This window comes from Sphingomonas sp. FG14 (genome assembly GCF_057809675.1).
The window spans coordinates 1-22850 of the sequence record NZ_JBMDKK010000024.1 but is presented as its reverse complement, the minus strand read 5'-3'; the positions used below and the strand labels follow the sequence as shown (position 1 = coordinate 22850).

Annotated in this window: 37 protein-coding genes; 6 read left to right on the top strand and 31 right to left on the bottom strand. The window is 64.3% G+C overall.

Annotated elements, in window-relative coordinates; translation table 11 throughout:
- Nucleotides 1-2 precede the first annotated feature (2 nt).
- From ACODTA_RS27735 to ACODTA_RS27585, 31 genes are all read right to left on the bottom strand, one after another.
- Nucleotides 3-551 carry a hypothetical protein gene (locus ACODTA_RS27735; protein ID WP_489070609.1) on the bottom strand — a complete coding sequence of 183 codons (549 nt, stop codon included), beginning with the start codon at nucleotides 549-551 and terminating at the stop codon, nucleotides 3-5.
- A gap of 32 nt (nucleotides 552-583) precedes the next feature.
- Nucleotides 584-814 carry a hypothetical protein gene (locus ACODTA_RS27730; RefSeq protein WP_489070607.1) on the bottom strand — a complete coding sequence of 77 codons (231 nt, stop codon included), beginning with the start codon at nucleotides 812-814 and terminating at the stop codon, nucleotides 584-586.
- Between the two features lie 300 nt (nucleotides 815-1114).
- Complete coding sequence (locus ACODTA_RS27725) at nucleotides 1115-1765, bottom strand: hypothetical protein (protein WP_489070605.1); 651 nt, start codon at nucleotides 1763-1765, stop codon at nucleotides 1115-1117.
- Between the two features lie 53 nt (nucleotides 1766-1818).
- Nucleotides 1819-1965: a hypothetical protein gene (locus ACODTA_RS27720; RefSeq protein ID WP_489070603.1), complete on the bottom strand. Its 147-nt coding sequence runs from the start codon at nucleotides 1963-1965 to the stop codon at nucleotides 1819-1821.
- A gap of 17 nt (nucleotides 1966-1982) precedes the next feature.
- Nucleotides 1983-2771, bottom strand: a complete 789-nt coding sequence (locus ACODTA_RS27715; protein WP_489070601.1) for a hypothetical protein — start codon at nucleotides 2769-2771, stop codon at nucleotides 1983-1985.
- Between the two features lie 16 nt (nucleotides 2772-2787).
- Nucleotides 2788-3978: a hypothetical protein gene (locus tag ACODTA_RS27710; RefSeq protein ID WP_489070599.1), complete on the bottom strand. Its 1191-nt coding sequence runs from the start codon at nucleotides 3976-3978 to the stop codon at nucleotides 2788-2790.
- A gap of 3 nt (nucleotides 3979-3981) precedes the next feature.
- A complete protein-coding gene (locus ACODTA_RS27705) occupies nucleotides 3982-4170 on the bottom strand; it encodes a hypothetical protein (protein WP_489070597.1) in 189 nt (62 codons plus the stop codon).
- A gap of 22 nt (nucleotides 4171-4192) precedes the next feature.
- Nucleotides 4193-4663 (bottom strand): hypothetical protein, encoded by a 471-nt coding sequence (locus tag ACODTA_RS27700; protein ID WP_489070595.1) that lies wholly within the window; start codon nucleotides 4661-4663, stop codon nucleotides 4193-4195.
- Nucleotides 4660-4995, bottom strand: a complete 336-nt coding sequence (locus ACODTA_RS27695; protein ID WP_489070593.1) for a hypothetical protein — start codon at nucleotides 4993-4995, stop codon at nucleotides 4660-4662. Before ACODTA_RS27695 ends, ACODTA_RS27700 begins: the two co-directional genes overlap by 4 nt.
- Nucleotides 4995-5351 carry a hypothetical protein gene (locus tag ACODTA_RS27690; RefSeq protein ID WP_489070591.1) on the bottom strand — a complete coding sequence of 119 codons (357 nt, stop codon included), beginning with the start codon at nucleotides 5349-5351 and terminating at the stop codon, nucleotides 4995-4997. Before ACODTA_RS27690 ends, ACODTA_RS27695 begins: the two co-directional genes overlap by 1 nt.
- Before the next feature lie 10 nt (nucleotides 5352-5361).
- The gene (locus tag ACODTA_RS27685; RefSeq protein ID WP_489070589.1) at nucleotides 5362-6393 is read right to left on the bottom strand and encodes a major capsid protein; all 1032 of its coding nucleotides are present in this window, start codon (nucleotides 6391-6393) and stop codon (nucleotides 5362-5364) included.
- A 27-nt stretch (nucleotides 6394-6420) separates the two neighbouring features.
- The gene (locus ACODTA_RS27680; RefSeq protein WP_489070587.1) at nucleotides 6421-7110 is read right to left on the bottom strand and encodes a head decoration protein; all 690 of its coding nucleotides are present in this window, start codon (nucleotides 7108-7110) and stop codon (nucleotides 6421-6423) included.
- Between the two features lies 1 nt (nucleotide 7111).
- Nucleotides 7112-7660, bottom strand: coding sequence for a hypothetical protein (locus ACODTA_RS27675; RefSeq protein ID WP_489070585.1), 549 nt, complete (start codon nucleotides 7658-7660; stop codon nucleotides 7112-7114).
- Between the two features lie 23 nt (nucleotides 7661-7683).
- On the bottom strand, nucleotides 7684-8574 hold the full coding sequence (locus tag ACODTA_RS27670) for a S49 family peptidase (RefSeq protein WP_489070583.1): 891 nt from the start codon (nucleotides 8572-8574) through the stop codon (nucleotides 7684-7686).
- Nucleotides 8571-10256, bottom strand: a complete 1686-nt coding sequence (locus ACODTA_RS27665; RefSeq protein ID WP_489070581.1) for a phage portal protein — start codon at nucleotides 10254-10256, stop codon at nucleotides 8571-8573. The genes ACODTA_RS27670 and ACODTA_RS27665 overlap by 4 nt, the downstream gene beginning before the upstream one ends.
- A 1-nt stretch (nucleotide 10257) precedes the next feature.
- Nucleotides 10258-10500: a gpW family head-tail joining protein gene (gene gpW, locus ACODTA_RS27660; protein WP_489070579.1), complete on the bottom strand. Its 243-nt coding sequence runs from the start codon at nucleotides 10498-10500 to the stop codon at nucleotides 10258-10260.
- Nucleotides 10501-12603 (bottom strand): terminase gpA endonuclease subunit, encoded by a 2103-nt coding sequence (locus tag ACODTA_RS27655; RefSeq protein WP_489070577.1) that lies wholly within the window; start codon nucleotides 12601-12603, stop codon nucleotides 10501-10503.
- Nucleotides 12593-13156 (bottom strand): hypothetical protein, encoded by a 564-nt coding sequence (locus ACODTA_RS27650; RefSeq protein WP_489070575.1) that lies wholly within the window; start codon nucleotides 13154-13156, stop codon nucleotides 12593-12595. The genes ACODTA_RS27655 and ACODTA_RS27650 overlap by 11 nt, the downstream gene beginning before the upstream one ends.
- Nucleotides 13157-13402: 246 nt before the next feature.
- Nucleotides 13403-13948 carry a hypothetical protein gene (locus ACODTA_RS27645; RefSeq protein ID WP_489070573.1) on the bottom strand — a complete coding sequence of 182 codons (546 nt, stop codon included), beginning with the start codon at nucleotides 13946-13948 and terminating at the stop codon, nucleotides 13403-13405.
- Nucleotides 13949-14153: 205 nt separating this feature from the next.
- Nucleotides 14154-14684 carry a hypothetical protein gene (locus tag ACODTA_RS27640; protein WP_489070571.1) on the bottom strand — a complete coding sequence of 177 codons (531 nt, stop codon included), beginning with the start codon at nucleotides 14682-14684 and terminating at the stop codon, nucleotides 14154-14156.
- Between the two features lie 109 nt (nucleotides 14685-14793).
- Nucleotides 14794-15549 (bottom strand): hypothetical protein, encoded by a 756-nt coding sequence (locus ACODTA_RS27635; RefSeq protein ID WP_489070569.1) that lies wholly within the window; start codon nucleotides 15547-15549, stop codon nucleotides 14794-14796.
- Entirely contained in the window at nucleotides 15528-15695 is a 168-nt protein-coding gene (locus ACODTA_RS27630) for a hypothetical protein (RefSeq protein WP_489070567.1), read from the bottom strand. Before ACODTA_RS27630 ends, ACODTA_RS27635 begins: the two co-directional genes overlap by 22 nt.
- Nucleotides 15692-16360, bottom strand: coding sequence for a hypothetical protein (locus ACODTA_RS27625; RefSeq protein ID WP_489070565.1), 669 nt, complete (start codon nucleotides 16358-16360; stop codon nucleotides 15692-15694). Before ACODTA_RS27625 ends, ACODTA_RS27630 begins: the two co-directional genes overlap by 4 nt.
- The gene (locus ACODTA_RS27620; RefSeq protein ID WP_489070563.1) at nucleotides 16357-16521 is read right to left on the bottom strand and encodes a hypothetical protein; all 165 of its coding nucleotides are present in this window, start codon (nucleotides 16519-16521) and stop codon (nucleotides 16357-16359) included. The genes ACODTA_RS27625 and ACODTA_RS27620 overlap by 4 nt, the downstream gene beginning before the upstream one ends.
- Nucleotides 16518-17072, bottom strand: coding sequence for a hypothetical protein (locus ACODTA_RS27615; protein ID WP_489070561.1), 555 nt, complete (start codon nucleotides 17070-17072; stop codon nucleotides 16518-16520). Before ACODTA_RS27615 ends, ACODTA_RS27620 begins: the two co-directional genes overlap by 4 nt.
- A gap of 3 nt (nucleotides 17073-17075) precedes the next feature.
- On the bottom strand, nucleotides 17076-17456 hold the full coding sequence (locus tag ACODTA_RS27610) for a hypothetical protein (protein WP_489070559.1): 381 nt from the start codon (nucleotides 17454-17456) through the stop codon (nucleotides 17076-17078).
- Between the two features lie 2 nt (nucleotides 17457-17458).
- Nucleotides 17459-17674: a hypothetical protein gene (locus tag ACODTA_RS27605; protein WP_489070557.1), complete on the bottom strand. Its 216-nt coding sequence runs from the start codon at nucleotides 17672-17674 to the stop codon at nucleotides 17459-17461.
- A complete protein-coding gene (locus ACODTA_RS27600) occupies nucleotides 17671-18405 on the bottom strand; it encodes a hypothetical protein (protein WP_489070555.1) in 735 nt (244 codons plus the stop codon). The genes ACODTA_RS27605 and ACODTA_RS27600 overlap by 4 nt, the downstream gene beginning before the upstream one ends.
- A gap of 100 nt (nucleotides 18406-18505) precedes the next feature.
- Entirely contained in the window at nucleotides 18506-18808 is a 303-nt protein-coding gene (locus ACODTA_RS27595) for a LexA family protein (protein WP_489070554.1), read from the bottom strand.
- Nucleotides 18805-19266, bottom strand: coding sequence for a hypothetical protein (locus ACODTA_RS27590; protein WP_489070552.1), 462 nt, complete (start codon nucleotides 19264-19266; stop codon nucleotides 18805-18807). The genes ACODTA_RS27595 and ACODTA_RS27590 overlap by 4 nt, the downstream gene beginning before the upstream one ends.
- A gap of 69 nt (nucleotides 19267-19335) precedes the next feature.
- Nucleotides 19336-19623, bottom strand: coding sequence for a hypothetical protein (locus tag ACODTA_RS27585; protein WP_489070550.1), 288 nt, complete (start codon nucleotides 19621-19623; stop codon nucleotides 19336-19338).
- On the opposite strand from ACODTA_RS27585, the gene ACODTA_RS27580 reads away from it, so the two are divergent.
- The 6 genes from ACODTA_RS27580 to ACODTA_RS27555 all read left to right on the top strand — a co-directional run bounded on the left by ACODTA_RS27580 (nucleotide 19622) and on the right by ACODTA_RS27555 (nucleotide 22794).
- The gene (locus ACODTA_RS27580) at nucleotides 19622-20431 is read left to right on the top strand and encodes a S24 family peptidase (protein WP_489070548.1); all 810 of its coding nucleotides are present in this window, start codon (nucleotides 19622-19624) and stop codon (nucleotides 20429-20431) included. The genes ACODTA_RS27585 and ACODTA_RS27580 overlap by 2 nt on opposite strands.
- Nucleotides 20428-20859, top strand: coding sequence for a hypothetical protein (locus tag ACODTA_RS27575; protein WP_489070546.1), 432 nt, complete (start codon nucleotides 20428-20430; stop codon nucleotides 20857-20859). Before ACODTA_RS27580 ends, ACODTA_RS27575 begins: the two co-directional genes overlap by 4 nt.
- 80 nt (nucleotides 20860-20939) lie before the next feature.
- A complete protein-coding gene (locus ACODTA_RS27570; protein ID WP_489070544.1) occupies nucleotides 20940-21209 on the top strand; it encodes a hypothetical protein in 270 nt (89 codons plus the stop codon).
- Between the two features lie 56 nt (nucleotides 21210-21265).
- Nucleotides 21266-21454: a hypothetical protein gene (locus tag ACODTA_RS27565; RefSeq protein WP_489070542.1), complete on the top strand. Its 189-nt coding sequence runs from the start codon at nucleotides 21266-21268 to the stop codon at nucleotides 21452-21454.
- A gap of 1 nt (nucleotide 21455) precedes the next feature.
- The gene (locus ACODTA_RS27560; RefSeq protein ID WP_489070540.1) at nucleotides 21456-21659 is read left to right on the top strand and encodes a hypothetical protein; all 204 of its coding nucleotides are present in this window, start codon (nucleotides 21456-21458) and stop codon (nucleotides 21657-21659) included.
- Between the two features lies 1 nt (nucleotide 21660).
- On the top strand, nucleotides 21661-22794 hold the full coding sequence (locus ACODTA_RS27555; RefSeq protein ID WP_489070538.1) for a hypothetical protein: 1134 nt from the start codon (nucleotides 21661-21663) through the stop codon (nucleotides 22792-22794).
- Nucleotides 22795-22850 lie beyond the last annotated feature (56 nt).

Genomic DNA, 22850 nt, shown 5'->3' with positions numbered 1-22850 from the left:
TACTAACCGATACTGTTCACCAAGCTCATCCAGACGTCCGATAGGACGAGTTCGGCGTACTGCTCTGGGATCTGCGCTATCCGAGCCACGGTTTGGGCCGTGATAAGTCCTTCATCGTATTTCGGCCGAAGCTCAGCAAGCGCGTCCCGCGGCATCAACACCATAAGCGCATGAAGCAACCCGATGTGATCCGCCGCCGAAACTCTGTGCATGCCGAGTTCGGGCGGAACGACCATTTCCTGGATCAGCGTCTGCACCATTTCGCGAGTCGCTGCTGTCGCCCCATCGCCATCGGTGAGGTTCATCATTTCCTTGCAGCAGACGAGACGCTGCCAAACACCGTCCATGTTCGCGCTGTATGCGATTTCAGCGATTTTTTTGCCGTCCGGTGTTTCATACACCCTGAGCATTCCCATCAGAATGCTGGGATCGACGTCTACCTTGTAGCGCACGATCTTTTGCACCTCGGAAATCTCCAAGATGTGATCGCGCACGTCCGCCAATTTAATTGGCAGAATGGTGTAGCAAGAGAAGTGTTCGTAGACGTTCATGGGGCGGGGGGTCTATAGCCCCCCGGCCCGAATTACAATGCCTGGACGAAGTCCTTGACCTCGACATAATGCAGGTCTTCCGCGAAACTCTCGTCGCCGTCGACCATCCTCTGATCGATCTGGAGCAGAGCGGAGTTCGCCTCAGCGCAAAGGCGCTCACGGCCAAGCTCGGGCGAGCGGCCGGTAAAGAACTTCACGTCGAGGTGCTTCCGCTCCTCTCCATGATCGAAGAGGGTGCGCAATAAACGATTGCACTCGGACATCGGTACGCTCCCTTCATCTGACATGTTAGACTCCTAGCTCTGCAATATTCTAGGCGCGAGTCGTTAACGTGCGATTGACGGGATCGCTCCAGAAATCGCAAATTTTTCGTTCGCCCTAGGAGGACAGGTGTGTCCTGACCCGCACGCGTAACGCTTGAAAGAAGATTGTCAAGGACGTCACGCTACGTAGATGGTGCGAATACCGTTGCGGTGCAAGGGTTGTGTTAGCGATTGTGCGCGAGTTTCCGTGCGTAGATCGTAGGCTTCGTACATCGATAAATTGCTATGGTCGTTTGACGATTAATTTCGATGATGCCGGAATTCCTCCGACAACAATGCCGGCATTCGACGCTGCACACCTCGAACGATCGCCCGGGCGTTCGCCTTGGCAACGCGCGATGTGCGCCGGATCCCGACGAACGCGACGATCGATTCTTGAGCCTCGCGACCTGGGCGCACCCGACCGTTCTTGGGCATCCGCCGCGCGGAACGCGGTCGGGCAGACGTGGTGACATTGCGGACGATCAGCAGGCGCTCGCCGGGATTGTCGCCCGGCACCTCGACGAGAGGGCCGATCCGCGAGGGGAGGGCGCTGGCGTTGTAGCGCGCGGGCGTCATCCGGTACCGACCGACCCGCGCAGGGATTTCATCCGTCGCGATCCAGAGCCAGCGCCCCTTGCGCGGCTGGATGTCCGCACCCTCGGTGTACGAGATGATGGCGCCGACGGTTCGCTCGCTGCGGGTGCGGATGAACACGACGCCCGACGCGGAGAAGCCGGTGGCGGTGCGATGGACCCGACCACCCTTTTGCAGGTCGGACGTCTGGCCGATCGCACGACCAAGCCGCGCCGCGCCGGCGGCCGAGAATGCCTCGCGGATGCTGGCGTGTGCCATACGCGCGCCGCGATCGCTCGCGCGAAGTGCGACACGCTCAGCCTTTTTCGCGGACATGTTCCGAAAGGCCCGCATGTTCGCGGACCAATCCATCTCCAGCCGTCGACGGATCATTTCTTCTTCCGGAACCGTTCGAGCGCGCCGCCGATCACTGCGAAGGCGTCGACGAGCACATTCGGCTGGTCGAGCAGCGCGCCGCCGTCCGGCCAGACATGGCCCATCATCCCGCGATCACACTGGCGGTAGAGGCGGATCAAGGCGAACTCCTCTTCGCCTACGAGGCTGCGGGGGTTGCTTTGGAACGTGCCGGCGCCTTCGATGAACCACTCTCCGACGCCTGCCCATTCTCCGTCGAATCCGGCTGGATCGCTGACGATGGCGCAGGCGATGACGAGTTTTTTTCCTGTGCATCCGACAGGAACAGGCGCTGGCCGGCCTTCACGCATAGTTCGAGGAAGGCTGTGCCGTCGGGGCCCACGCCTTCGATGCCCTGCTCGCGGGCGGTCTTCTCGATATTGCGGAGCGCCTTCTCGACCTGCTCGATCTTGTCGAGCGAGACGACGCCCTCTGCCTTCGCGAATGTGACGTCCAGGTGGCGCCAGCCGATCAGCACCAGCGACAGCATCACGACGGGCGAGCCTTGGTGATAGTCGACGATGTCGGCTTCCATCTCGCGCAGGGGCTCCCACGCCTTCGTCATGCGGTTGATCAGGCTGATGATATCCCGCTGCTCGTCCGCGTCATATTCGAGTTGGGGCGGGTTCGGATTGCCCTCGTGCTCCTTGGCGTGCGCGTCGATCGCGTCCCAATATTGGCGGAGGCGGCCGATGTTCTTTTCGAACGTGGCTTCATCCCAGAGTTCGCGCAGGCCGCGCTCAGCTTCCAGCCGCATCGCTGCGTCGGAATGGATCTGGTACCCCTCGATCCGGAGGCGCTTGGGATAGAGTTCGCGGTCGCGCCGCGTGCCCGGCTTCAACTGAAAGACCGGGGGCGTGGGGAGATTGCTGAGCGATGCTGGCGTGAAGTCCAGGATCTCGCCCGCTTCAACGGGGGTGTGGCCCATGAAGTCGATTCCTTGATCAGTAGGGGAAGACGATGCTGACGTTCTTCGTGGCGACATCGATCAGCATATCGAGGCCGTCGGCCCAGAAATCGCCGTTCGCCTCGGGGTTCGGGAAATTGAACCGCGCGTCGGTCACGCCGAGCGAGACGATGTTCCCGGCCGTGTAGCCCCACATCGCCCAGATCGGATGATAGGTCTGGGCCGAGGCGAGCGCGCGTGGATCGAACGTCGCCTTGAGGTACTTCTGCAGGTTCAGGCTCGCGGTCGGCTTCAACCCCACGAGCTGGGAGGCGTCCGAGCCGTCCGGCTTGTTCGGGTTCGGCGGCGCGGCCGAGCGTGCCGTCATGTTGAGGGTCAGCGAGGAGCCCCCGACCGCGACATTGCCCACCCAGAGATCGCCATCGCGGAACAGTGGGATTGCACCCAGCGACGGGATCGAGGGTGTGGGATCATCGACGGTCGCATAGACGGTCGCGTTCAGGGTCACGTTCATGACCGGCACCTGCGCCTGGTCGCGCGTCGAGGTGGGGACGTTGAAGGTGAGACCCGAGCCCGCGCAGTTGATCAGGTCGTAACGCATGCCACCGAGCCAGACCGAGATGCTGGCGACCGGCGCGTCCGTCTCGCTGATGTCGCGGTGATACTGGAGCTGCTTCGGGATCTGGTAGTTCGCCGCAGGGCTTCCGCCGAGCGTTTCCGCGAAGGTGGCGACCTTCGATGCCGAATAGGAGCGGATCATCGTCAGCGCCTTGGGGACGTTGCCGCCCTGATTGTCGCTGAGCTTGACCAGCAGCCCTTTGTAGAGATCCGCCGTGCCGGCGGCGCCCGCGCCGAGCGTCGCGCCCGTGGTGCTTCCAGCCGAAAGGGCTTCGGGCGAAGCCGGGATGGCGGACGTCACGCGGTTCTCGGTGAACTTGAACATGCGCAGGACGCGACCGGGAAGGAACGCGCCTGCCGAGGGCACGTCGGAGCCGCCCGGCGGCCGGAGCATGACATCGAACGACAGCGTCACATTCGAGCCGGCGACGATATCGCCCTGCTCATGGACCGAGCCCGTATATTCCGGGTTCTGCACGGTGACGCCGCTTTCCTGGAGGCGCAGGTTGGCGATGGGGAGGAGGTCCGCTGTGTCCGGCGCATTCCAGGTGTCCGCCGACACCTGCAATTCGATCGCGAGCGCGGTTTTCGAGACGACGAGTCCCGTCATGGATCAGTCTCCTTTGGTTTCGCCGCGCTTGGCGGCCTTGTCGGCGGCCAGGGCCTCCTCGTGGATCTTGTTGAAGTCGGTGCATCCGGTTTTCGGATGGACCTTCTTCTTCTCGACGGCGTAGCGGGGCGGCTCGCCCGAGGACGCGTCGACGGGTTCGGCCGCTGGGGCCGTTTTCTGCTGTTCAGCCATTTGGGGGCTCCTGGTTACGGGGTCAGAAGTGGACGCCGCCGTGTCCGACGATCGTGTAGAAATCGCCGCGGGGCGTGAAAAAGGAGATGTCGATATCGAGGATGGCGGTGCCGACATCGGCGCCATCCAGCTCGGACCCGGACGCTTCGGCTTCCTGCATCTCTTGCAGCCGGCCGCCGAGGGTCCGGTCGTTGCCGATCGCGCCGATAATGTCGGCGATCGAGCGCTGGTTGACCTCGTCGATCGTTTCGCCAGCCTCGCCACCGCTCTGCAGGTCAAGCGAGATCGTGGCGCGGCAATAGGTCTGGTTGTTCTCGGGCGCGATGTCGAATGAGACGCGCGCGATCCGGATGATGTAGCCGGGCCGCTCCGCATCCGTCAGGGGCTCGGCATCGGACCGATCCGCGAAGCCGCAAAGGTCCGGGCGGACGGTCTCGACCAGTTGCATGAAAGCCCGCTGGATCTTGCGCAGCGCCGGGACGCGCTCGGTCATTTCACTTCCTTGAGAGCGAAGACCCAGCCGGTACCGCTCTCGTTACGGACGACGCCGATCGGGCGGTAGATCTTGCCCGGCCGCCTCGGAAGGCGGACCGTCACCTCAGCGGTGGGCTCGACACCTACCTCATGATCGAAGACCTCGACCTCCATGCCCTGCACGCGTGCGGTGCTGCTGGCATAGTCCCTGACGGCGTCACTATAGTCCACGAAGGCGTAAACGCCTTGTGGAGCGCCACCGGCGGGGGTGTAGGTGATAAGGTCGCCCAGCAGCTCGACGGTCGCGCGGTTGAGCTTTTCGTCGAGGCTGCTGAGCGGGGGGAGGGACATCAGACGTCGTCGCCTTCGCCTGCCGATTGGGCATCGGCGAGTTCATCGATGAGCGTCTGGGCGTCCTTCTTGCCCTGAACGACCCGACCAGGCTCCACACCGGGACCGTCGATCAGGTACTTGCCGAAACCCTGGTGGGTCGCGGAATAGTCGCCAGCCTGCAGGGGTTTTGCGCCGCCGTTTGCCGGCGCGGAGGCGCGGATGGGTTTGGTCGCTCCGATCGGATCGCGCTCGATGACCTTCTCCGCGATCCAATCTTCCATGAATGCCGCCGGCACTTCATGTTCGTCGTTCGGTTTGAGCACGATCATGCTGGTGCCGTCGTGATAGACCTTCTGCTTGAGGATCTTGTGCATAGCGACCCCCTTAGATCGTGACGGTGAGGACCAGATCCGGCCGAGCGTTTACGAAGAGCGGATAGGTGTAGATTTCAGGCTGCACCCACTGCATTTTCTCGCTCTTGTCCTTCTCCAAGAACGGGTAGTAGCGGCGGCCCGGCTGGTTCAGCAGCGGCATACTCTCGTTCATCGGGCCCATCACGTGTTGCCACATGCCGGGCACGCCAACGGGGAAGACATGTGCCTTGTTGGTCGAGATGGAGATGGTGGAGTTGTCGTCGGTGCCGCGATAGTGGAACCATTCCACGCCGGCGAAAACGAACGATTCCCACAGCTTTTCGCCGCGGAGCTCGGCAGCCGCGACGTAGTTGAGGTACGTCTTTTCGATGGCGGGATGGCCGGTCAGCTTGAACCAGAAGTTGTCGCCGCAGATGGCGCGGATGCGGAAACGGGGATCGTTCCCGGCGGCGCTGGCGCGAGCGATCGGCATGACGACGCTGCTGCCGATCAGGGCACGCAGTTCGCCGATCGTGAGGTTCGCGTTGTCGAGCGTCAGGTCGATGTCGCTGGGCTGGCTGATACCGAACTCGGTCCAGAAGTTGACGAGGGTGTCGCCGGTGGTGTCGAGCAGGATGCCCTTGAGCGCGCCGAGCCGCTGGAACTCCATCGTTGCTTCGGCGTCGCCGATGAGCTTTTCCTGTTTCCGGGCGACTTCTGCGGCCGCGCGATCGGCCTCGGTCTCGTCCTCGAGCGGCATGATGTTCGCCAGTTCGTGCGCGAAGAGCTTGTCGCCCTTGGCGAAACGCGGAATCCGCAGCGGGCGCGCGTTCTTGTCATCGGGCTCGGCCATCTCGATCGGAGCGCCACGAACGCTCGAGCGGATCAGGCTGGTGTAACGCTGCCGGCTGATCACATAGACCGTATCGGTCGTGGCGCGCACGGGCTCGAAGCCGATGATGCTGTCGAGCTGATTGGGGATATAGGGGCGCCGGTCGAGACCACGGATCATCGCGGCCTGGGTGAAGGCATCGCCCCCGAAAACTGCCATGCTGATGGGCATTGAAGTGTTCCTTTCAGAAAAGCTGGATCAGACCGCGTGCTGCGGCAGGACGGCCAGGCCCATCGCTCGAAGCGCCTCGTTGATGGCGTGCTTCTGCGCGTCGGAAATGCCGGATTTGTAGGTGAGCATATTTCCATTGATGGTCGCGGGGCCGCGGCGGGTGGCGGCGGTCTTCACATCGGCGGCGGTCGCGTCCACGGAGTGGAAGAGGATGCCGGCGACGATCTGGCCGCCATTGGTGAGGTTCGGATCGTGCTGGACGTATTCGACCGAGCGCGTCGCATAGCTGACAGCGAACGGGATCCGGTCGTCTTCCTTCCAGTCATTGGCGCCATCCGCGATGGTGCCGTTGATGCCACCATTGTACGGGCTGCCGACGGCCCCGTAGCCGTCGATCGAACCGTCGGGACGATTGACCCGATAGTTGCCCAGGTTGCTCGCCTCGTTCGTGAACGTGATCGACCAGTCCCCATCGGGGGCGCCAGCATCTGCCGTCCAGCTTCCGACTGCGCCATTTCCGACGGTCTGGCCCGATCCACTCACCGGCGTTCCCGGGGTGACAGTCGGCGTGCCCGTCAGGATGCGGCCGAGCACCGTGCCAGCGTCCAGGACGCCGGCACCAGACGAGACCACGATTTCCTCGTTGATGATGTTGAGCGGCGCGCTCTCGCCCAGATAGCAGCCCGAGCGCTTGTTGTTGAAAGTCGCGATCGCCATCTCACTTACCTCCGTTTTCGAGGCCATAGGCCTTGTTCCAGATCGCATCGCTGGCGGCCCGAGCGTCGGGCTTGCCCGCGCCGGCGCCGGGATCGATGTTGCTGTTCTTGTTGTCGTCGAGCGCCGCCCGCATTTCCTTGCGGCCAGCCTCCTCAGCCGCCGCGCGCTGTTCGTCAGCGCTGAGCGCAGGGGTCTCAGGCGCGGTTGCTTTCGGCGCGGCGGCGAGAGCGGTCGTAATGTCGTCGGCGTTCAGCTTCTCGTTCGCGAGCAGCGTCTTCGCCAGAGTTTCGCGACCAGCATAGTGCTCGCTGGCCATCACCGCGTTCATGCGGTCGTTGGCCGCCTTGAACCCGGCGGTGTGTCCTTCGGTGCGGGCCGCATCGACGGCCGCCTTCTGATCGTTTTCGTCTGCCACGGCAGGCTCCTTCGGTTTGGTAGGGGTCAACTCTTCCTCCTCCGGCTCCTTGTCCGGTTGAGGCACTTCCTGGTCGCGTTCGCCGGCAGCGAGCACGGCGGCCCGATGCGCGGCGAGGCGCTTGCTTTCAGCCATGATTGGATTCCCGTGCTGGCCGGTCAGGCGGACCGGGCTTCCTTCACCAGCGCGTCCCAGGCATCGCGCTCGGACGCGATCTCGTCCAAAAGGCCGAGACGCTTGAGGTCGGGGCCGGTGAAGACTTCGCCCCGCAAGTCCTTGATCGCCTTTTCCGTCAGCCCGCGCATCGCGGCGACATGCTCGACGATCTGGTCACTGCACTCGTCGACGATGGCTTCGAGACGGTCGATCGTCTCTTTGTCGATCTTCTCGCCCGGCTGGCCGCGCGCCTTGCGATCAGCCCATTTCGCGCGAATGACGATCGGCTCCAGACCCGCTTTTTCATACATCTTCGACTTGTCGACCATGTTGATGATCGCCGCGATGGATCCGCCCATCACCTCCTTGCGGCCGAAGATGCGATCGGTGCTGCTGGCAAGGACATAGGCGGCGCTCGCGGACCGCTCGTCGAGATAGGCGAAGATTGGTTTCCCGCCTTCCGCCTTCGCCATGGTGGCGATCTCTTCCGCCGCGGCGAACATCCCAGCGCATTCGCCGCCGCTGGAGTCGAACGGCATGAATATGCCCCGAACCTCCGGATCATGCCGAGCGGCACGCATCTGGCGAATGATGTGGTCGTAGCCGATCAGCCCCGAATCCGCGTCCAGCCAGCTTCCCCTATGGACGAGCGTGCCGCGCACAGGGATGACGGCGATGTCGTCCTTCGAGGCAAAAACCTTGCGGCCGGTCTCGGTATAGCGAGACGCCTCGTCCGCCATAGCGCGCATGTCGAGCGTGGCCGCCGTGATCTTTTCGGGACGGGTGCCGAGGATCCGCGCCTGGGCGAACTCGCACAGAACCTCGTTCTTGAAGCGGTCGAGCGCGATCGGCTGATTGTAAAGCCTCTCAGCCCAGAGCGGGAACATGGTCATTCTGTCGGGGTCCCTTGCTTGCCCGGCGCCTGCTGCTCATTCGGACGCCCATCGCCGTCACGATCGTCCTCGCTTCCAGCGCCGGCGCCATCCTCGCCTCCGGACGCGTCCGCTTTGACATTGTGGTTGGCGGCAGGGAGGTCGCGCTTCTTCCGCTCGGCGGTGTACCAAGCCTCCTCGGCCAGTACGTCCGCTGGGTCGCGCCCGCGCTCCAGGATCGCCTCCACCGTCGATTTCCGGCCGGCAGCCGTTTCGAGGTTGTCCGCGTTCGCCTCCTTGAGAGGGTCCACCGAGCCGCGCCCGGGACCGATCCATTCGGCCATGCAGATCGCGGTCTTCTGGCGATAGAAATTGGCGGGGCCGCCGGGCACCTTCACATCGCCATTCGCGACCTCGACCTCGAGCCAGGCGGCATAGATCGGTGTGCAAAACTGCTGCGTGAAGAACTGGCGGTCTTCCAGGAACGAGCGCCACAACTCATTGAGCAACGCGCGCGCCGACGAGTAGTTGATCCCGGCCCAATCCTGCGAGAGCTGAGGATAGCTGATGCCCAGCGAGCTCGCGACCTTCTGAAGCACGAACCGGGCGAACATCGGATAATTGCTGTTCGGGTGGTTCGAGTTGGGCGTGATAACGTCCTCATCTGGCAGCAAATGCACGATCTGGGCGGCATCGAGGCGGACCGGCGTCTTCGTCCGATAGTCGAGATAATCGGCTATCCACTGATCTGCTGTGTTCGCGTCGGTGTCGGGCGCCAACGCCTGCTCAAGCTGCTCGACCGTCCCGGGCGACTTGATGAAGAACGACAGGATTGCGGCCTTCAACGCCGCCTGCACTTCCGCTCGATCGACACGGTCAAGCATCTTCGCCGGCACCATCGCTTCCGCGAGGCTCGAAATCCCCCGGTTCTGCTCCGCGAAGCGGGGATTGAAGACGTGGATCAGTTTCGAGCGTCCGGTGGATCCGAAGCGCGAAACATAATCCCAGCGAGCGCGCGTGGTCGACGCAGCGTGGTCGCCGGGGTGCCGCGAGTTGATCCAATAGCCGACCGGTGCGCCGCGCGCATCGAATGCGACCCCGTTCCGGAGCAGGGGGCTCTCCATCAATGCGCGATCGGCCGGATGGCTGATGCGCAAGGCATCGAAGAGCAGGACGTTGGTCGTGTTCGTGGCGCCTCGCGCGTCGTCGCGGATCTCGGCCGCCGTCTCGCCGTCGCGGCGATACATGAGATAGGCCAAGCGGCAGATCTGGCCGAACAAGAGCGTCTGGCGCGCATCGCACCGCCGCTCGATGTCCTTCGCCCAGACATCGAACCGCGCCTGGACGTCGCCCGTCCATTTCATCCGCCACTCATAGTCGCGCTTCAGTAATTCGATCTTCGGCTGAGCGGAGAGGCGGATCGATCCACCGATGACGGATTCGACACGCCGGTCGAGGCCGCCATTGATCCACGCATTGTTCTTGTCGAGGTCCTGGGCCCGGCCGAGGATTGCGTCGCGCTCGCCGTAGCTGTTTGACCCGGCGAAACCAGGCGGCGGGTTCCAGCCGCTCAGCTCCGGAATATCGCGCCGAGCAGCGTCGCGCCGACCCGCACCACCGAGCCCATCCAGATACGCGCGGCGGGCGTCATCCGAGATCGTCCCGTCACTGCGGACGCGGATTCGAGGCTTCGCCAGCGTCATCTCAGTTGTTCCATCCCAACGCGATCGCACGGCGCCGGCGGCGGCCAGTCTCCGCGACCTCGGCGTCGGCCAGATCGTTTTGCAGCACCCCGATCAGGGTTGTGAGGGATTCGAGCGTGACCTTGCCCGTCACCAGGCGTCGACCATCACGCCAGACCTCATCGACCCGCTCACCAGTGGCAAGCGCGCGACGCGCAGCGCGGACGGCTTCGATGTCAGCCTTGATGTCCGTTGAACTCGCCAATTATCGCTCCATGCCATTTCGGTTAAGGCTGTCGAACTTCTCAAAAATGCTGCGCTTCTTATGGCCCTTGGGTGCATCCGCACGGTCCGCATCGCCGGTAGCGCGGACCGGTCGGGCCCAAGCTGGCGGCATCGCCCAATTGATGGTCGGGCGATCCGGTTTCAGCATCAGCCGGCCGGCACGCGCATAGGCGTGCAGGTCGAGTGTTTCGTTGGGCCCGGTGCGGACGAATTCGCCGTCGATAAGCTTTTCGCCGACGTATTCAGCGAAGACCGATTTCGGCAGACCGGCCGCATAGAAGCACTGGCCTGGTCCCCCATCGTCCACCGACAGCGTCTCCAGGACCACCGTCTTGAGTTCGAACACGCCGAGCTGCCATTCGAAAACGGGCGGATCCGGCTGCTTCCCGTTCTCGTCCTTCTCCACCGCCGTCGGCTTGATCGGGACCTCGGGAGCGTCCTTCGATTTTGCGCCCCGGATCAATTTCACCTTGGAGAAGCGGCTCTTGCGGCCCACCCATTCGAGGTCCGCACATGATTGTGCGAACTGGCGCCCCTTCGCGGTGACATGGCCGTCGCCGACATCGATGCACGTCACAGCGACCGGCAGCTCCATTTCAGGATCGTCAACGAGTGGAAACCTCCGCTCGATGACCTGGTCGCGCAGCACCGACCAATCGCTCAGCCGCTCCGGCGGCCGGATGTCTCGGACGATCCCGTTCTTGTCCGCGATCTGCTTGATCGTGATCCGATCGATGAGCCAGCACCGGCCCTCCAGATCCCAGCCCCAGAAGCCGACATCGAATTTCGAATGTCCGATATCGACGGAAGCGGTGATGAAAACCACACCAGCCGGCACCGTGCCCCGGGCAAATCCCTTCTCCGCGGCCTCTTCCAGAGTCCGCTCCGTTACCGGCCGCGCACCACTGCCCTCGTAAGCCTCGCCCTTGGTCTTCACGATCGCGCGCCGAAGCGGGATCGGGTTGCGCGTTCGCTCGAACAGCACCAGCGCCGCGACATATTCGCGCGCGATCGCGCCGAGCCGGACGATCTTCGACATGGTCCCGTGGATCCAGAACCCGTCGACCTCATGCTCGATCGGTTCTCCGGTAACGGTTCCGTCGCGCGCGATCGTCTCGCCTTCGAAAACCCAGACAGCCCGATCCGCCATCTCGTCACGCTGCGCGTCGTCGAGCAGCGAGCCGCAATGCGGGCACGCCAACCGAGCGGTCTTCTCCACCTTCGCCAGCCTTTCCCGGTCGCCCAGGCTATCGTCCCGGACATAGACCAGTTCCATGATCATGCCCTTCGGCGCGATCTGGGGGTGAGGGGACGACCAGTCTCCGCACTCGGCGCAGGGCCAGTACGGCACGCCCTTGGTCGAATCCTTCCACGCGGTGACGATCGGGCCGTCCATGCCGAGGTCGGCGTGGCTCTCGACATAGGCCTTCGCCTGGTTGCCGAAGCTCTTCTGGCGGCCCCGGATTTCCTGCACCGCCTTCGATCGGACCGACTTTCGCCAGCCGTCGATCTCGGTCGCGATGATAAACGGCGCCTCTTTCTGGCGCAGATTGTTGTCGTTGGCGGGGAGGAGCTGGACAGTCTTGCCGGCGACCCGCTTCAATTCCCGCTTGTTGTCGGACGTCTTCGGGCCGATCTGCGCCGCGATTTCCGAGTGCAGGTCGGCGTCGAAGAAATCCTTGAATTCCTTGTCCGCATAGCTGTCGACGTCGGTGTCAGCCTGCAGATAGATGATCGTGTCCGTCAGCGGGCCATTGCGGAGCCGCTTGAACAGATGGTTCTCACCGCCCACCGACTTGCCGCACCGCTCCGGCCCGACGACGACCACCATCCGCTTGTCCGGGCGGTCGAGCGAATCCTGCGGTCCCCGCATGTGCGGCGTGCGCGCGACCAGGTAGCGGCGCTTGCCCTTGCCCTCCGGGTTTCGGAGATAACGGTGCTCCGCCGCGCAGTCGATCGTGGACACCCGTTCGGGCGGGAGCAGCATTCCGAGCAGCTTGCGCGTCTCGGCGTTGGCGTCGGCGCAATATCCGTCGCGGCTCAGGGTCTCGAGAAGAACCTCGAGCCGATCTTCATCCAGCATCGGCGCCCAAATGCTTCGCGACGCTGTCATGTGTCCGGACGAGCATGTCGCGCAGATCCTCCTCAACGGCTTCCCGGATGGCCGCCGGCAGCTTCCCCTCGGCATCGATCCGGCTGATCAGGCCCAGCGTTTCCCGCTGGAAGAAGGCGAGCAGGTCGCCGACGGTCGACTGAAAATCGGCCTTGGGCACGTAGTGGCCTTGCTCGATCTTCCGCCGCTGGGCGGCAGTTTGCATCCGGTCCAGTTCCCGGATCTCCGGGAGCGAGAGATCCATCGGCACTTCGGGGACGACGATGCCAGCGAGATCCTGCAACCGCGCGATGCGCGCCCGGCGCTCGGCGAGAGTCTGCTCTGCCCGGGCGATCATGTGCGCGATCACCTTATAGGCATCGAACTGCCACGCGATCCCCTCCGAACCGCGCTGGATGACCGGAAAATCCGGGTCCTCGTCGATCATCGGCTTGAGGTGGCGGGAGGTGATCCCGGCAGCCGTCGCCATCTCCTCAAGGTTCAGGACGTCGCCCGCGTTGAGGATGTCGCGCGCCGCCTGCAACCGGACGATGCGGGCCGACGGATCGACTGCGCGCCTCGCCATGTTCAGTGCCTCGTGACATTTGCGCCACTGCCCGAAATATTTTCGAGACAGTTCGACGCCGCCCGAAATCGCCAGTTCGCGCGTTCGGAAAATCGTTGGGAAATCAGGGTTTGAACGGGGCCGATCTTCTCTAGGCCCAATTGTTCTGCCGGCTTTTTAGGGCCTTCACGGGCCACTTTGCAACAAGATTTTGTGGTCGACACGTCAGACGAGCCCCACATGCGCTGCTGCGACGGTCGCTGCGTCGATCTCTTCCTCCGCCAATTCCATCCACACCGACCAGCGATCGATTGCCGTGATCAACATGCGTCGGGCCTTGCGCTTATGGATGCGATAGCGCTGGGCAACCGTCGAAAATGACACGGGTTCGCCGACCAACATGTCGAGGACGGCACGTGATGGAGAAGGCAGTTCCGCGCGCCACCGGCTGTACGCCCATTCGCGGCGGACACGCATGATACCCTCGACCAGCACGTCGCGCCCGCTGGCCTGACAATCGATCCGGGGCTCATACGATACGACGCGCACAGCGACGTCACGCTCAATCAGTTCGGCAGTCTCGCCGATCTCCACGGCCCAGGCCAACTGGTCGGCCGTGATGTCCCCGGCCATGTATAGCCGGGCGAGGGAACCCTGCTCGATGCGGGACGCATTGTGGTGCGTCTGGGCGGTGCCCTCGTTCTTATAAGCCCAGGCATCTGCGATGCGCCTGCGCTCCGCCGCGGCTGCCTGTTCGTCCCAACCTGTCACCGTGCTCCTCGCTTCCCGAAGCACTGCTCGGCTAGGTTGCGCGCCTGCCGGGCGGCAGACCAGCCGCGACGCTTTTCGACCTCCGCCAGATTGAAGAGGACGAGCCCGTGCTTGTGCCAAGCATCACTCGCGACCTCCCACCCCTGATCGGGATGCGGATCCCGCATGGACTCGGCATAGGGCGCGAGGGACGAGCGGGGGGCTGTCACGCGGCGTCTCCCTGTTCCGCATCCAGCACAGCCGGGTCGACGCCGAGATCGATATAATCCTGCCGGGTCGGCTTGCGCGGGGGCACGGCCGGGATGTGCGGGCGCATCGTATCGACGATCGCGCGCAGGCTCTCGCAGGGGCGCCCAAGCTCGCGCTCGACCTGAGCCTTGATCTCTTCGATCGCCTCGGGGGTGAGCGGGTCGGCCGCGAGCCGGGCGCGCTCTCGCAATTCATGCTCGGCCTCGTCCGCGAGCTTGGCGAGGTGATAGGCTGCCGAGTTCCGGAAATGCTGGGCCTTGCCGATGTACGGCGCCAGTTCGGAGTAACCGACCGGGAAGAACTTCTTCTCCCGCCCATAGGCGTGAACGGCTTCCCTCAGCACTTCGACGGGCAGATGCTCGCAGTCTGCGCGGAGAAGCCGGAACCGGGCGCGCGCTTCATCCGCGTTCTCGTTCCGCGTCGCGGTCCTGAGGCGAAGCTCGCCGAGGAGGGCGGTGCGCTCCTCGTGCGTCGATCGCTGCTTCATGCTTTCGCGGAACCGAAGGGCAACGGCGCGAAGCTGGCGCGGCGCATCGGGTGGGATTGTCGCCGGCAGATGCCAGCTCGTCGCGCTGACGAGGTCACGCTGCAGCCAGTCAGGGATCAAGGCCGAGAGCGAGGTCGCCGAGAACGGCGTCGCGGAAGCGACCGCCGTCGTGCCTGCCTGAACGATTTCCTGTGTCATTGCCGAAGTTCCGTTGGTCGTGAGGCTTGAAAACTGTGATCCAGCCGCGCTCGATGGCGAGGTCGATCATGGCGCCCGGGGGCCAGCCGTCGGCGGCCAGCTCGGCGAGTTTGTTGCAGAGCAGCGTGTAGGCGCGCTCGTTCAGCGGCCCGCCCTTCTTGTGCTGCCGGCGATGCTGGACGAAGCCCTTCCATTGCTCGATCGACACGCCGGGCGGGCAGGGGAAGCCCCCGGCCTTTGGGCGGATCTCGGCGATCGCCCCCAAGGTCGCCATCGCCCAGGCCAGCCGGTGGGCAGCGGGAACCCTGATCGGGTCCGGCTCTCGCGCGCCCGCGAAGAGATCTATTCCCGTGGGGGTTGGTGTTTGGGGGGTATGGGGGGGCTTAGGAAGGGGGAGGGCGACCGTAACGCTGGTAACGGATTGACCGTTATCGACTGCGTTACGCGTAACGCTCGGCGTAACGCTTTCACTGCGGCGACGATCTCGAAAACGCTTCTGCCGCAACGCATTCGCCGAAACCGGCTCAGCGTTATGCGTAACGCTCGGCGTAACGGCCAGCGTCTCCGCAATCTCAAGAATGTCGGACGCAGAAAGTCCCTTCGCCACAAGCAGGCGCAATGTCTCGATAGGGACCATGGCGTTCGTCACCGCGCGCGCGCCGCCCACCAGCGCCGCACCTGGTCGGTATTGGCGCCGGCATATTCCGCAGCGTGAGCGTACAGGCGCTCGATCGGCATATCGGGGCGCTTGGCGGTTTCGCGAGCGATGAAGTTCACCGCGGCGGTCCGCTGGACATCGGTCCGGTCGTTCATGCCCGGATCTCCTTCCAGGCATCAGGGTTCCATCCGCGCCGACGGGCCCGCGCGATCAAATCGGGGCCGCTCAGGGTGATGTTGCCGTACTTCCAGTCACGGCCACGAGGATTCTGCCGGCCGTCGCGCCCTATTCTATAGACAGGAGCGATGCGGCGCAGATGGTTGGCCGCTAAGTCTTCGATGCTCTTGGCATTCGGGCCGCACACCTTCACCGAGCCGTCGCGGTGATAGCGCGGCGTCGGAACATGGATACCGAGCCGTTTACGCCATGTGGCGATGAGGTTCCGGCTGACGCCATAGCGCTCGGCGAGTTCGGGCGCCGTCATCGTCTGGGCGAGTGAGCGGAAGGTCTCCGGGATCTCCATACGCGGCCGGCTACGATAGACGACGACGCCGAGGGCCTTCCGAAGGCGCTCGACCTCGTATTTCGACAGGCCGAACATGGCGCGCAGTTGGCCGGTCGTCATGGTCTTCGCGGCGACAGCGAACCCGGGCGGCATCGGCTTCGGTTGCTTCTTCGTGCGGTGGATGCCGATGCTGGCAAGCCAGCGCAGGGCCTTGCCCGTACCGATCCGCCATTCCCGCTCGATCTCCGCCCTCGACATGGAGGGCGCGCGCTCGGCGAAGTCGGCGGGAGGATGGCAGAGATGTCTACCGTTCATCTGGATCGTTCCCGTTTGGTGATGGAGCCGCCCAGGCGCGCGGCTTCCCGCTCGGCGGCCTCGACGGACGGAAAGGGCATGTTTCCCCAATGGCCGGGCTGCGAGAGCCGCGCGCCGGGCAGGCGGGGAGAGGTGGTGATGATGAAGGCGGGGGCGGTCATGCGGCAGAGCCGAGCGGTTGGCGGAACACTTCGTCCCGGCGCCATGGTGGCGTGATGCGTTCCAGATGGAGGAAATAATCAAGGATGCCCACGGCTTCGGCCGCGTCGTGCTTTCCCGGCTCGATGCCGAGCAGCCGGCATTGCTGGATGGCATAGTCCTTGAGCGTGTCGGACTTCGTTCCCCGCTTCATCTTGCCGATGAAATGGCGTCGCCAGGTCGACTGGTTCGCGTGGCGCACCTTCGGCACGCCAACCGCCTCGCAGAAGCTGTCAACGTGAGCCGCCAGTCCCACGAGGAGAAAGTGCGATTCCTCGTTCGAATGCTGATTGAAGCCGTCGAGGTGGCGGGGTTTCTCGTAAATGACCGCAGAAAGCGGGGAGACCTTGTGGATCTCGTTCATCCGCTGGTGGAGCCGAAGGAACACCATGCCTGCCGACGTGATCGACGAGCCGAGTTCCCATGTGCCGCAGGCCGGGCGCTCCATCCCATCGGGATTGTAGAGCGCCCAGCCTGTGGACACCTTGGACAGATCTAGTGCGAGAACGGACATCGCCTACTGCACAGTCACCAGCTCGGGGCGCGACGGCTTGCCGGTCGGTATGACGGGCGCCTTCGGTTCACCCTCGGCACTCGAAACCAGATCGTCGGTGATGCCGATGTTCATGGCACCAAGCAGCCCGCGCACAGAGCGGAGAACGTCGTTCCGCTTTTCCTCGGACTCACCGGCGAGCTGGAAGACGAACTTCGCCGCGCGCGAATTGACGTGGCATTCCTTCTTGATGGCCTTGTAGCCAGTCGACGCGGCTTGGGCGTGCTCCCCCGATTTCTCGTTGGCCGGCTTGATATCCTGTCGATAGATGCGAACTGCTCGCTCAAAGTCGGGCTTCTCGATCTCAACGACTTCTTCGGTCTTCGCCTTGGCGGATTTCGCCATGATCATTCTCCTTGCAGGGGTTTCCGGTGAGGTCGGGCTTCACGGCCTTCTCCCAGGGAGGAGGATGTGACCCGCCGTGCCCGGGCGCTTCCGCCCAGCCCGACCGTTTCGCGCTCCACCGGGCGCGCGGGGTTCATGAATTCGATGTGCTGCGCCCAGGCGCCGGGCTCGCTGCCGCCGCGCTCAGGGTCGTCGATCGTGAGGGTAGGCACCGTCATGCCGCACCCGCCAGCAGCGGGGCGTCGTCCGCGATCGCCGGCGCGAGATCGGAATAATCTGGGTAGTCACCGGGGCGCTCGAGCCGGAGGCGACAAGGCGCGATCCAGCGCTTGCGCGTGTCGGCGGGAGCAGCATCGCGCTTCAACCATATGAAGACCGAATAGGCGGTGGCGGAGCTGGCCTTCGTGTTCGGCTTTTCCGCGAGGGGATCGATCTCATTGATGCGAACTAGGCGCCCCTTGAGCATACAGACGCGCTCGGAGAACTGCAGTTCGAAGCTCGGCGGGCGCTGCAGGAACAGCGAAAGCGCGCGCTCCTGTCCTTCAGAGAAGGCGCTGCGCGCGATCACCACAACACCCTGCCGGCTCAGCCGGAGGGCACGGTCGATAAAGGCTTCGGCCAGCCGGAACGGGGGATTGAGGAACGTCCAGTCTGTCAGATCCCAATGGCCATCGGGCCCGAACAGATAATCCCGGACAGGGAAGCCGACGCCGTAATCGAACACGTCACTCGCCATGACGTGGCCGAAGAACTCGCGCAGGGGAGCAACCATGAACCCGCGATTGGCGCAGGGCTCGCGGCAGTCCGACATGCCCAGCTTGAAGCCCAGCCCGGCGAGGAATTCGCAGATCGACCGGGTCGCCCAGGGCGGCGTCGGGAAATCGTCCAGGCTGTTGGCGGGCTCGACGCGGCGCTGCATGACGGCGGTGGAGCGGTTCGGCCCAGCCATCAGCGCCACCACGCGATGACGCTGCCGACCAGCGCCAGCAGCGCGCCGACGACGAGCAGGCGCCACGCGATCTGCCAGCGCCGATATTCTTCGGGCGACATCAGAACGCCGCCCGCTCTGGCAACGGGCCATGCGCAGGGAGGATCGGTATGAAGCGGAGCGGCTGCCCCCGGTAAATCTTCGCGGGACCGTCACCGGGGCGGCGCAGGATCTCGATAGCGCGTCGGCGGAGCCGTAGGCGCCGGATGTAGCCTCGACGCTCGAGTTCATCGAGCATATTCAGGATCGATGTTCTGCTGCCATAGTTAAGCTGAACCCGAAGCTCTTCCAGCGACGGGCACACGCCTGTCGAGAGAGCGGCTTCCAGATGCACCAGGAGCCGGTTGAGCGCGGGGCTGATCATGGACGGCGCCGGGTCGAGAACGGAACCAGCGCCGCGATCATCTCGTCAGCTACCGGCTCGAGCGCGCCCTGGTCGCGGTGGCAGAACACATTGTCCGCGCCGCGCGCCGCGAAATGGCCGGCGCCCGTAACCAGCGTGGCGATGATCATGCCGGGGTCGCTCGCCAGCGGTTCAAGGTTGTGCGCGCCGAAGCCCGCGACGCCGATCGCCTTGGACAGGAAGATTGGGCCGTCGGTCGGGCCCAGCCATTGGGCGATCCGGATGATGTCGCGGAACTTCGGCGCGCGCCGGTTCTCGATCGAGTTGGCGATCCAGCTCGATACGGTGCGGGAGGAGATGCCCGTGCCGGCCTCGACGTCGCCGACCGTGTGCTTCTTCCCGTCGCCGATGAAGATGCTCAGGGCCTTGTGGACCGCCTCGTTCGCACGTTCTTGCGAGATCAAGCCTGCTTCGGACACAGCGTTATTGCCCCTCCCCGGGCATAGCGAGAGCATGGAAAAGGAAATTCAGGGGGCGCCGAGCGCGCATCAGGCGGCCTCGGCCGCGAGGACCGGTCGACCGATCCCGTGCAGCGCTTCAGCAGCGGACTCCGGCACGGTCGCGCCGGGCCAGTTCGTGGGAACGCGGAACCATTCAGCCAGACGCTCGAGGTTTTTCGCCGAGCAGCCCGCGCCAGAGCGCAGCCGATCGAAGAAAGATCCCCTGTTCACGACGATGGTCGCGACCCGCGCCAGAGACTTGCCGGCGCCGTCAGCGGCGGCCTTCTCATACTGCGCTGCGATCGTCAGCAGCGCGCTCTCGTAGGTGATAGCCATGTTCACGGAATACGGCAGATATGCCGCATGGTCAACGGCACATTTGCCGCATGACCCGGGTTTGGCGGTGCGGCATAATCGCCGCGTGCAAAAACCCATAGATATCCTGATCGAGCGAATCGCCGCGAAGCTGCTCGAGCGCAACCTGAGCGAGCGCGAGGCGTCGATCGACGCAACGGGAAAACCTGACGCGATCCGCTACATCAGGACGCGGAAGGCGATGCCCTCGGCGGAGCGCCTGGACCAGTTGGCTCAGACGCTTGGCACCACGTCGAACTGGTTGCTTGGGAAGAAGGATGCGGTCGAGAGGATAGATGAGGGGGCGGGGGCGCCGCCGCTGAGCTTTGCTCGTCTTGCGCGTAACCTGCCCGTTTTTGGAACAGCCCTGGGAGCGGATCTGGATTTGTTGAGCCCGGAAGGTGAAAGCGTCGCCATCGAACAGACGGAAATCAATATGGTTGAGCCGCAGGATTTCATGCCTCGGCCCACCGCTCTCGCCGGGAGAGGGGAGTTCTACGTCGTTACGGTTGCTGGGGATTCGATGGTCCCGCGCTTTCGCTCTGGTAAGCGCCTCCTGGTCAACAGCAAGGCTTCCCCAAGCATGGGTGATGACGTGATCGTGCAGTTGCGCGGTCAGGAGGATGACGGCGAACGTGTCACTGCGGTGCTGATTAAGCAGCTCGTGAGGCGAAAAGCGAACTCATGGGTGCTCAGGCAGTTCAACCCCGTGATCGAGTTCGAATTGCCCAATGAATGCGTTATGCGTGTCCACACCGTCATCGAGTGGGAGGATGTACTCGGGCTATGAGGTTTGCTTCGCTCGCTTTGATCATCGCCGCGACCGCTGGGTGCTCGGCATTCGACACTGCGGGCAAGAAGAAGTGCGAGGAGGAATTGCTCGCGCAGCTAAAATCGCCATCCAGCTATAAGCGGATCGATGCGTCGGAGACTGTGTCGAAAACGACGGCGGCTGAGTTTCGCCACCAGTACGATATTACGCCTGAAATTGAGCGCGCGCTGCGCTCGGCCGACCCGGGCAAGCTCACATCGGTGATGGTCTCAATCGAGTACGACGCGGACAATTCGTACGGGGCGGCGATTCGCGACAAGCGTTACTGCAATTACCTGGGTGTCGGAGATCAGCTTTTCGGCGGCGATCTCAACATCTCTGAGGCCTATGGTGCTGAGCTCATGCAGCAGGCATCGAACGTCGTGAGTGAGTTGAACGGATCGTAAGGCATATTTGCCGCATTAATCGTTGACACGGCATATATGCCGCAATATGCGTAGCTCCACACCCGCTGTGGAGAGACGCAATGCTACCAACGGTTCTTTCGATCCTCCCGCCCGCCGCGACCTTCGCCGCCGGCGTCGGGATCGGCTTCTTCTGGCACCACCGCCAAACTGAATTCCTGGCTGCGAAGCTCGCGGAAGTCGGTGATCGCATTGCCGAGCTGATCCGCGAGAAACTGGACCTCGAACTCCGCGTCCAGGAATACGAGCGCGAGGACGAGATCCGTCACCGCAGCCGCGTCGGCGCCGGCCTCAAGAGCTGGGCGACCCGCCGCGCGAAGGCGGAGGGCTGAGCGATATGTTTTCCCGCAGCCTCTTTTCAGCCGTCACCCTCGAACCGGCCCTTGTGATGCTGAGGCAGTCCGGCGGCCAGCTCGCAGAGATGTGGGCCCCCGGCATCGTCACCGGTCCCGCGCTGTCTCCGGCCAAGATCGGCGGGCGCGGCAAGGGCAAGCAGGCCCGGCCAGCCAAGCGACCGAACCGCCTCACCATCTCCAAGCGCGTGCGCCGCAAGCACCGCCGCCAGAGGAGCGCCTGACATGGCCCGCAACGGCAAAGAGCCCAAGCCCTACACCCAGAAGTGCCGGCGCGGAGAGCGCCCGTACAGCTACAGCGAGCAGCATGGCCGCTGGCGCAATGCTGTGATGCGCGGCCTGAACGCGGAGGTCCGCGAGGCCAACGCCGCATGGGCGGCCCGCTTCATGCCCAACCGTCACCGCCAGATGATCACGGAGGGCCGCTGACATGGCCGCACACGCAGTCCGCATCGAGGACGAGCAGGACGAGACGAACGCACTCGTCGAAGTCGTCACCGCGAACCCCGTCGCCATCTTCACCAGCAAGCAGGCATTCGACAGCGCCTTCGCGCGGATGAAGGACGAGTTGTCCGGCACCCCCACGGACGCCTCGACCAAGCACAACCGCGATCGCATCCGCTCGGCCGCGTTCAAGGTGTCGCAGACGCTTTCCCAGATCGAGAAATCGCGCCTCGCCCTCACCGAGGAATGGCGGAAGCAGACTGCCGAGGTCAACGAGGCCGGGAAGCGGATCAAGGTCGATATGGCGGAGTACCGCGACCAGCTTCGCGCCCCGCTCGACGCGTGGGAGGAGCAGGACAAGGCGCGCGTCGCCGGCTGTCAGGCTGTGATCGATACCTTGACCGCCGCGTCGACGATCGCGCTCGGCGATACGGCGGCGGCTGTCCGCCTGCGCCTCGAAATGGCGCGCGGCACCGAAATCGATCCGGCGGTGTTCCAGGATCTCGCCGAGAATGCGACGGCACGCCGGGAGCACGCAATCGCGGTGCTCGAACTCGCCGCCGAGAAGCTGGATCGCGAGGAGGCGGACCGCGCCGAACTGCAGCGCCTCCGGGAAGCTGAGGAGCGCCGTATGCGCGAAGACGCTGAGCGGGCCGCCCGGGAGGAGTCCGAGCGAGCCGAGCGCGAGCGCGTGGAGCGGGAAAGGGTTGCCGCCGAAGAGCGCGACCGGATCGCCGCCGAGCGAGCCGAGCGCGAAAAGCAGGAAGCCGCCGACCGCGCGCGCCGGGAGGCAGAACAGGCAGCCCAGGCAGAGCGCGACCGGATCGAACGCGAAGCCCGCGAGGAGCGCGAGGCGCGCGAACGGAGGCATCAGGCCGAATTGCAGGCCGAGCGCGACCGGCTCGCTCAGATAGAAGCGGAGCGTACTGCCCGTGAAGCGGCGGAGCGTGCTGCGAATGAAGAGCAGGCTCGCCGCGACGCCGACCAGGCGCACCGGGCGGAGGTGATCGCGACCGCCGCTGCTGCCATCGAACAGTGCGGCGTGCCGGCGACGAAGGCGAAGGCCGTCGTCATGGCGATCGCGGCGGGCAACGTACCCGCGATCCGGATCCAATTCTGATGGGCGGCATCCTTGCCCACACCCCCCCGGGTGCCGTCCCGGGTGGCGCGCTCAAT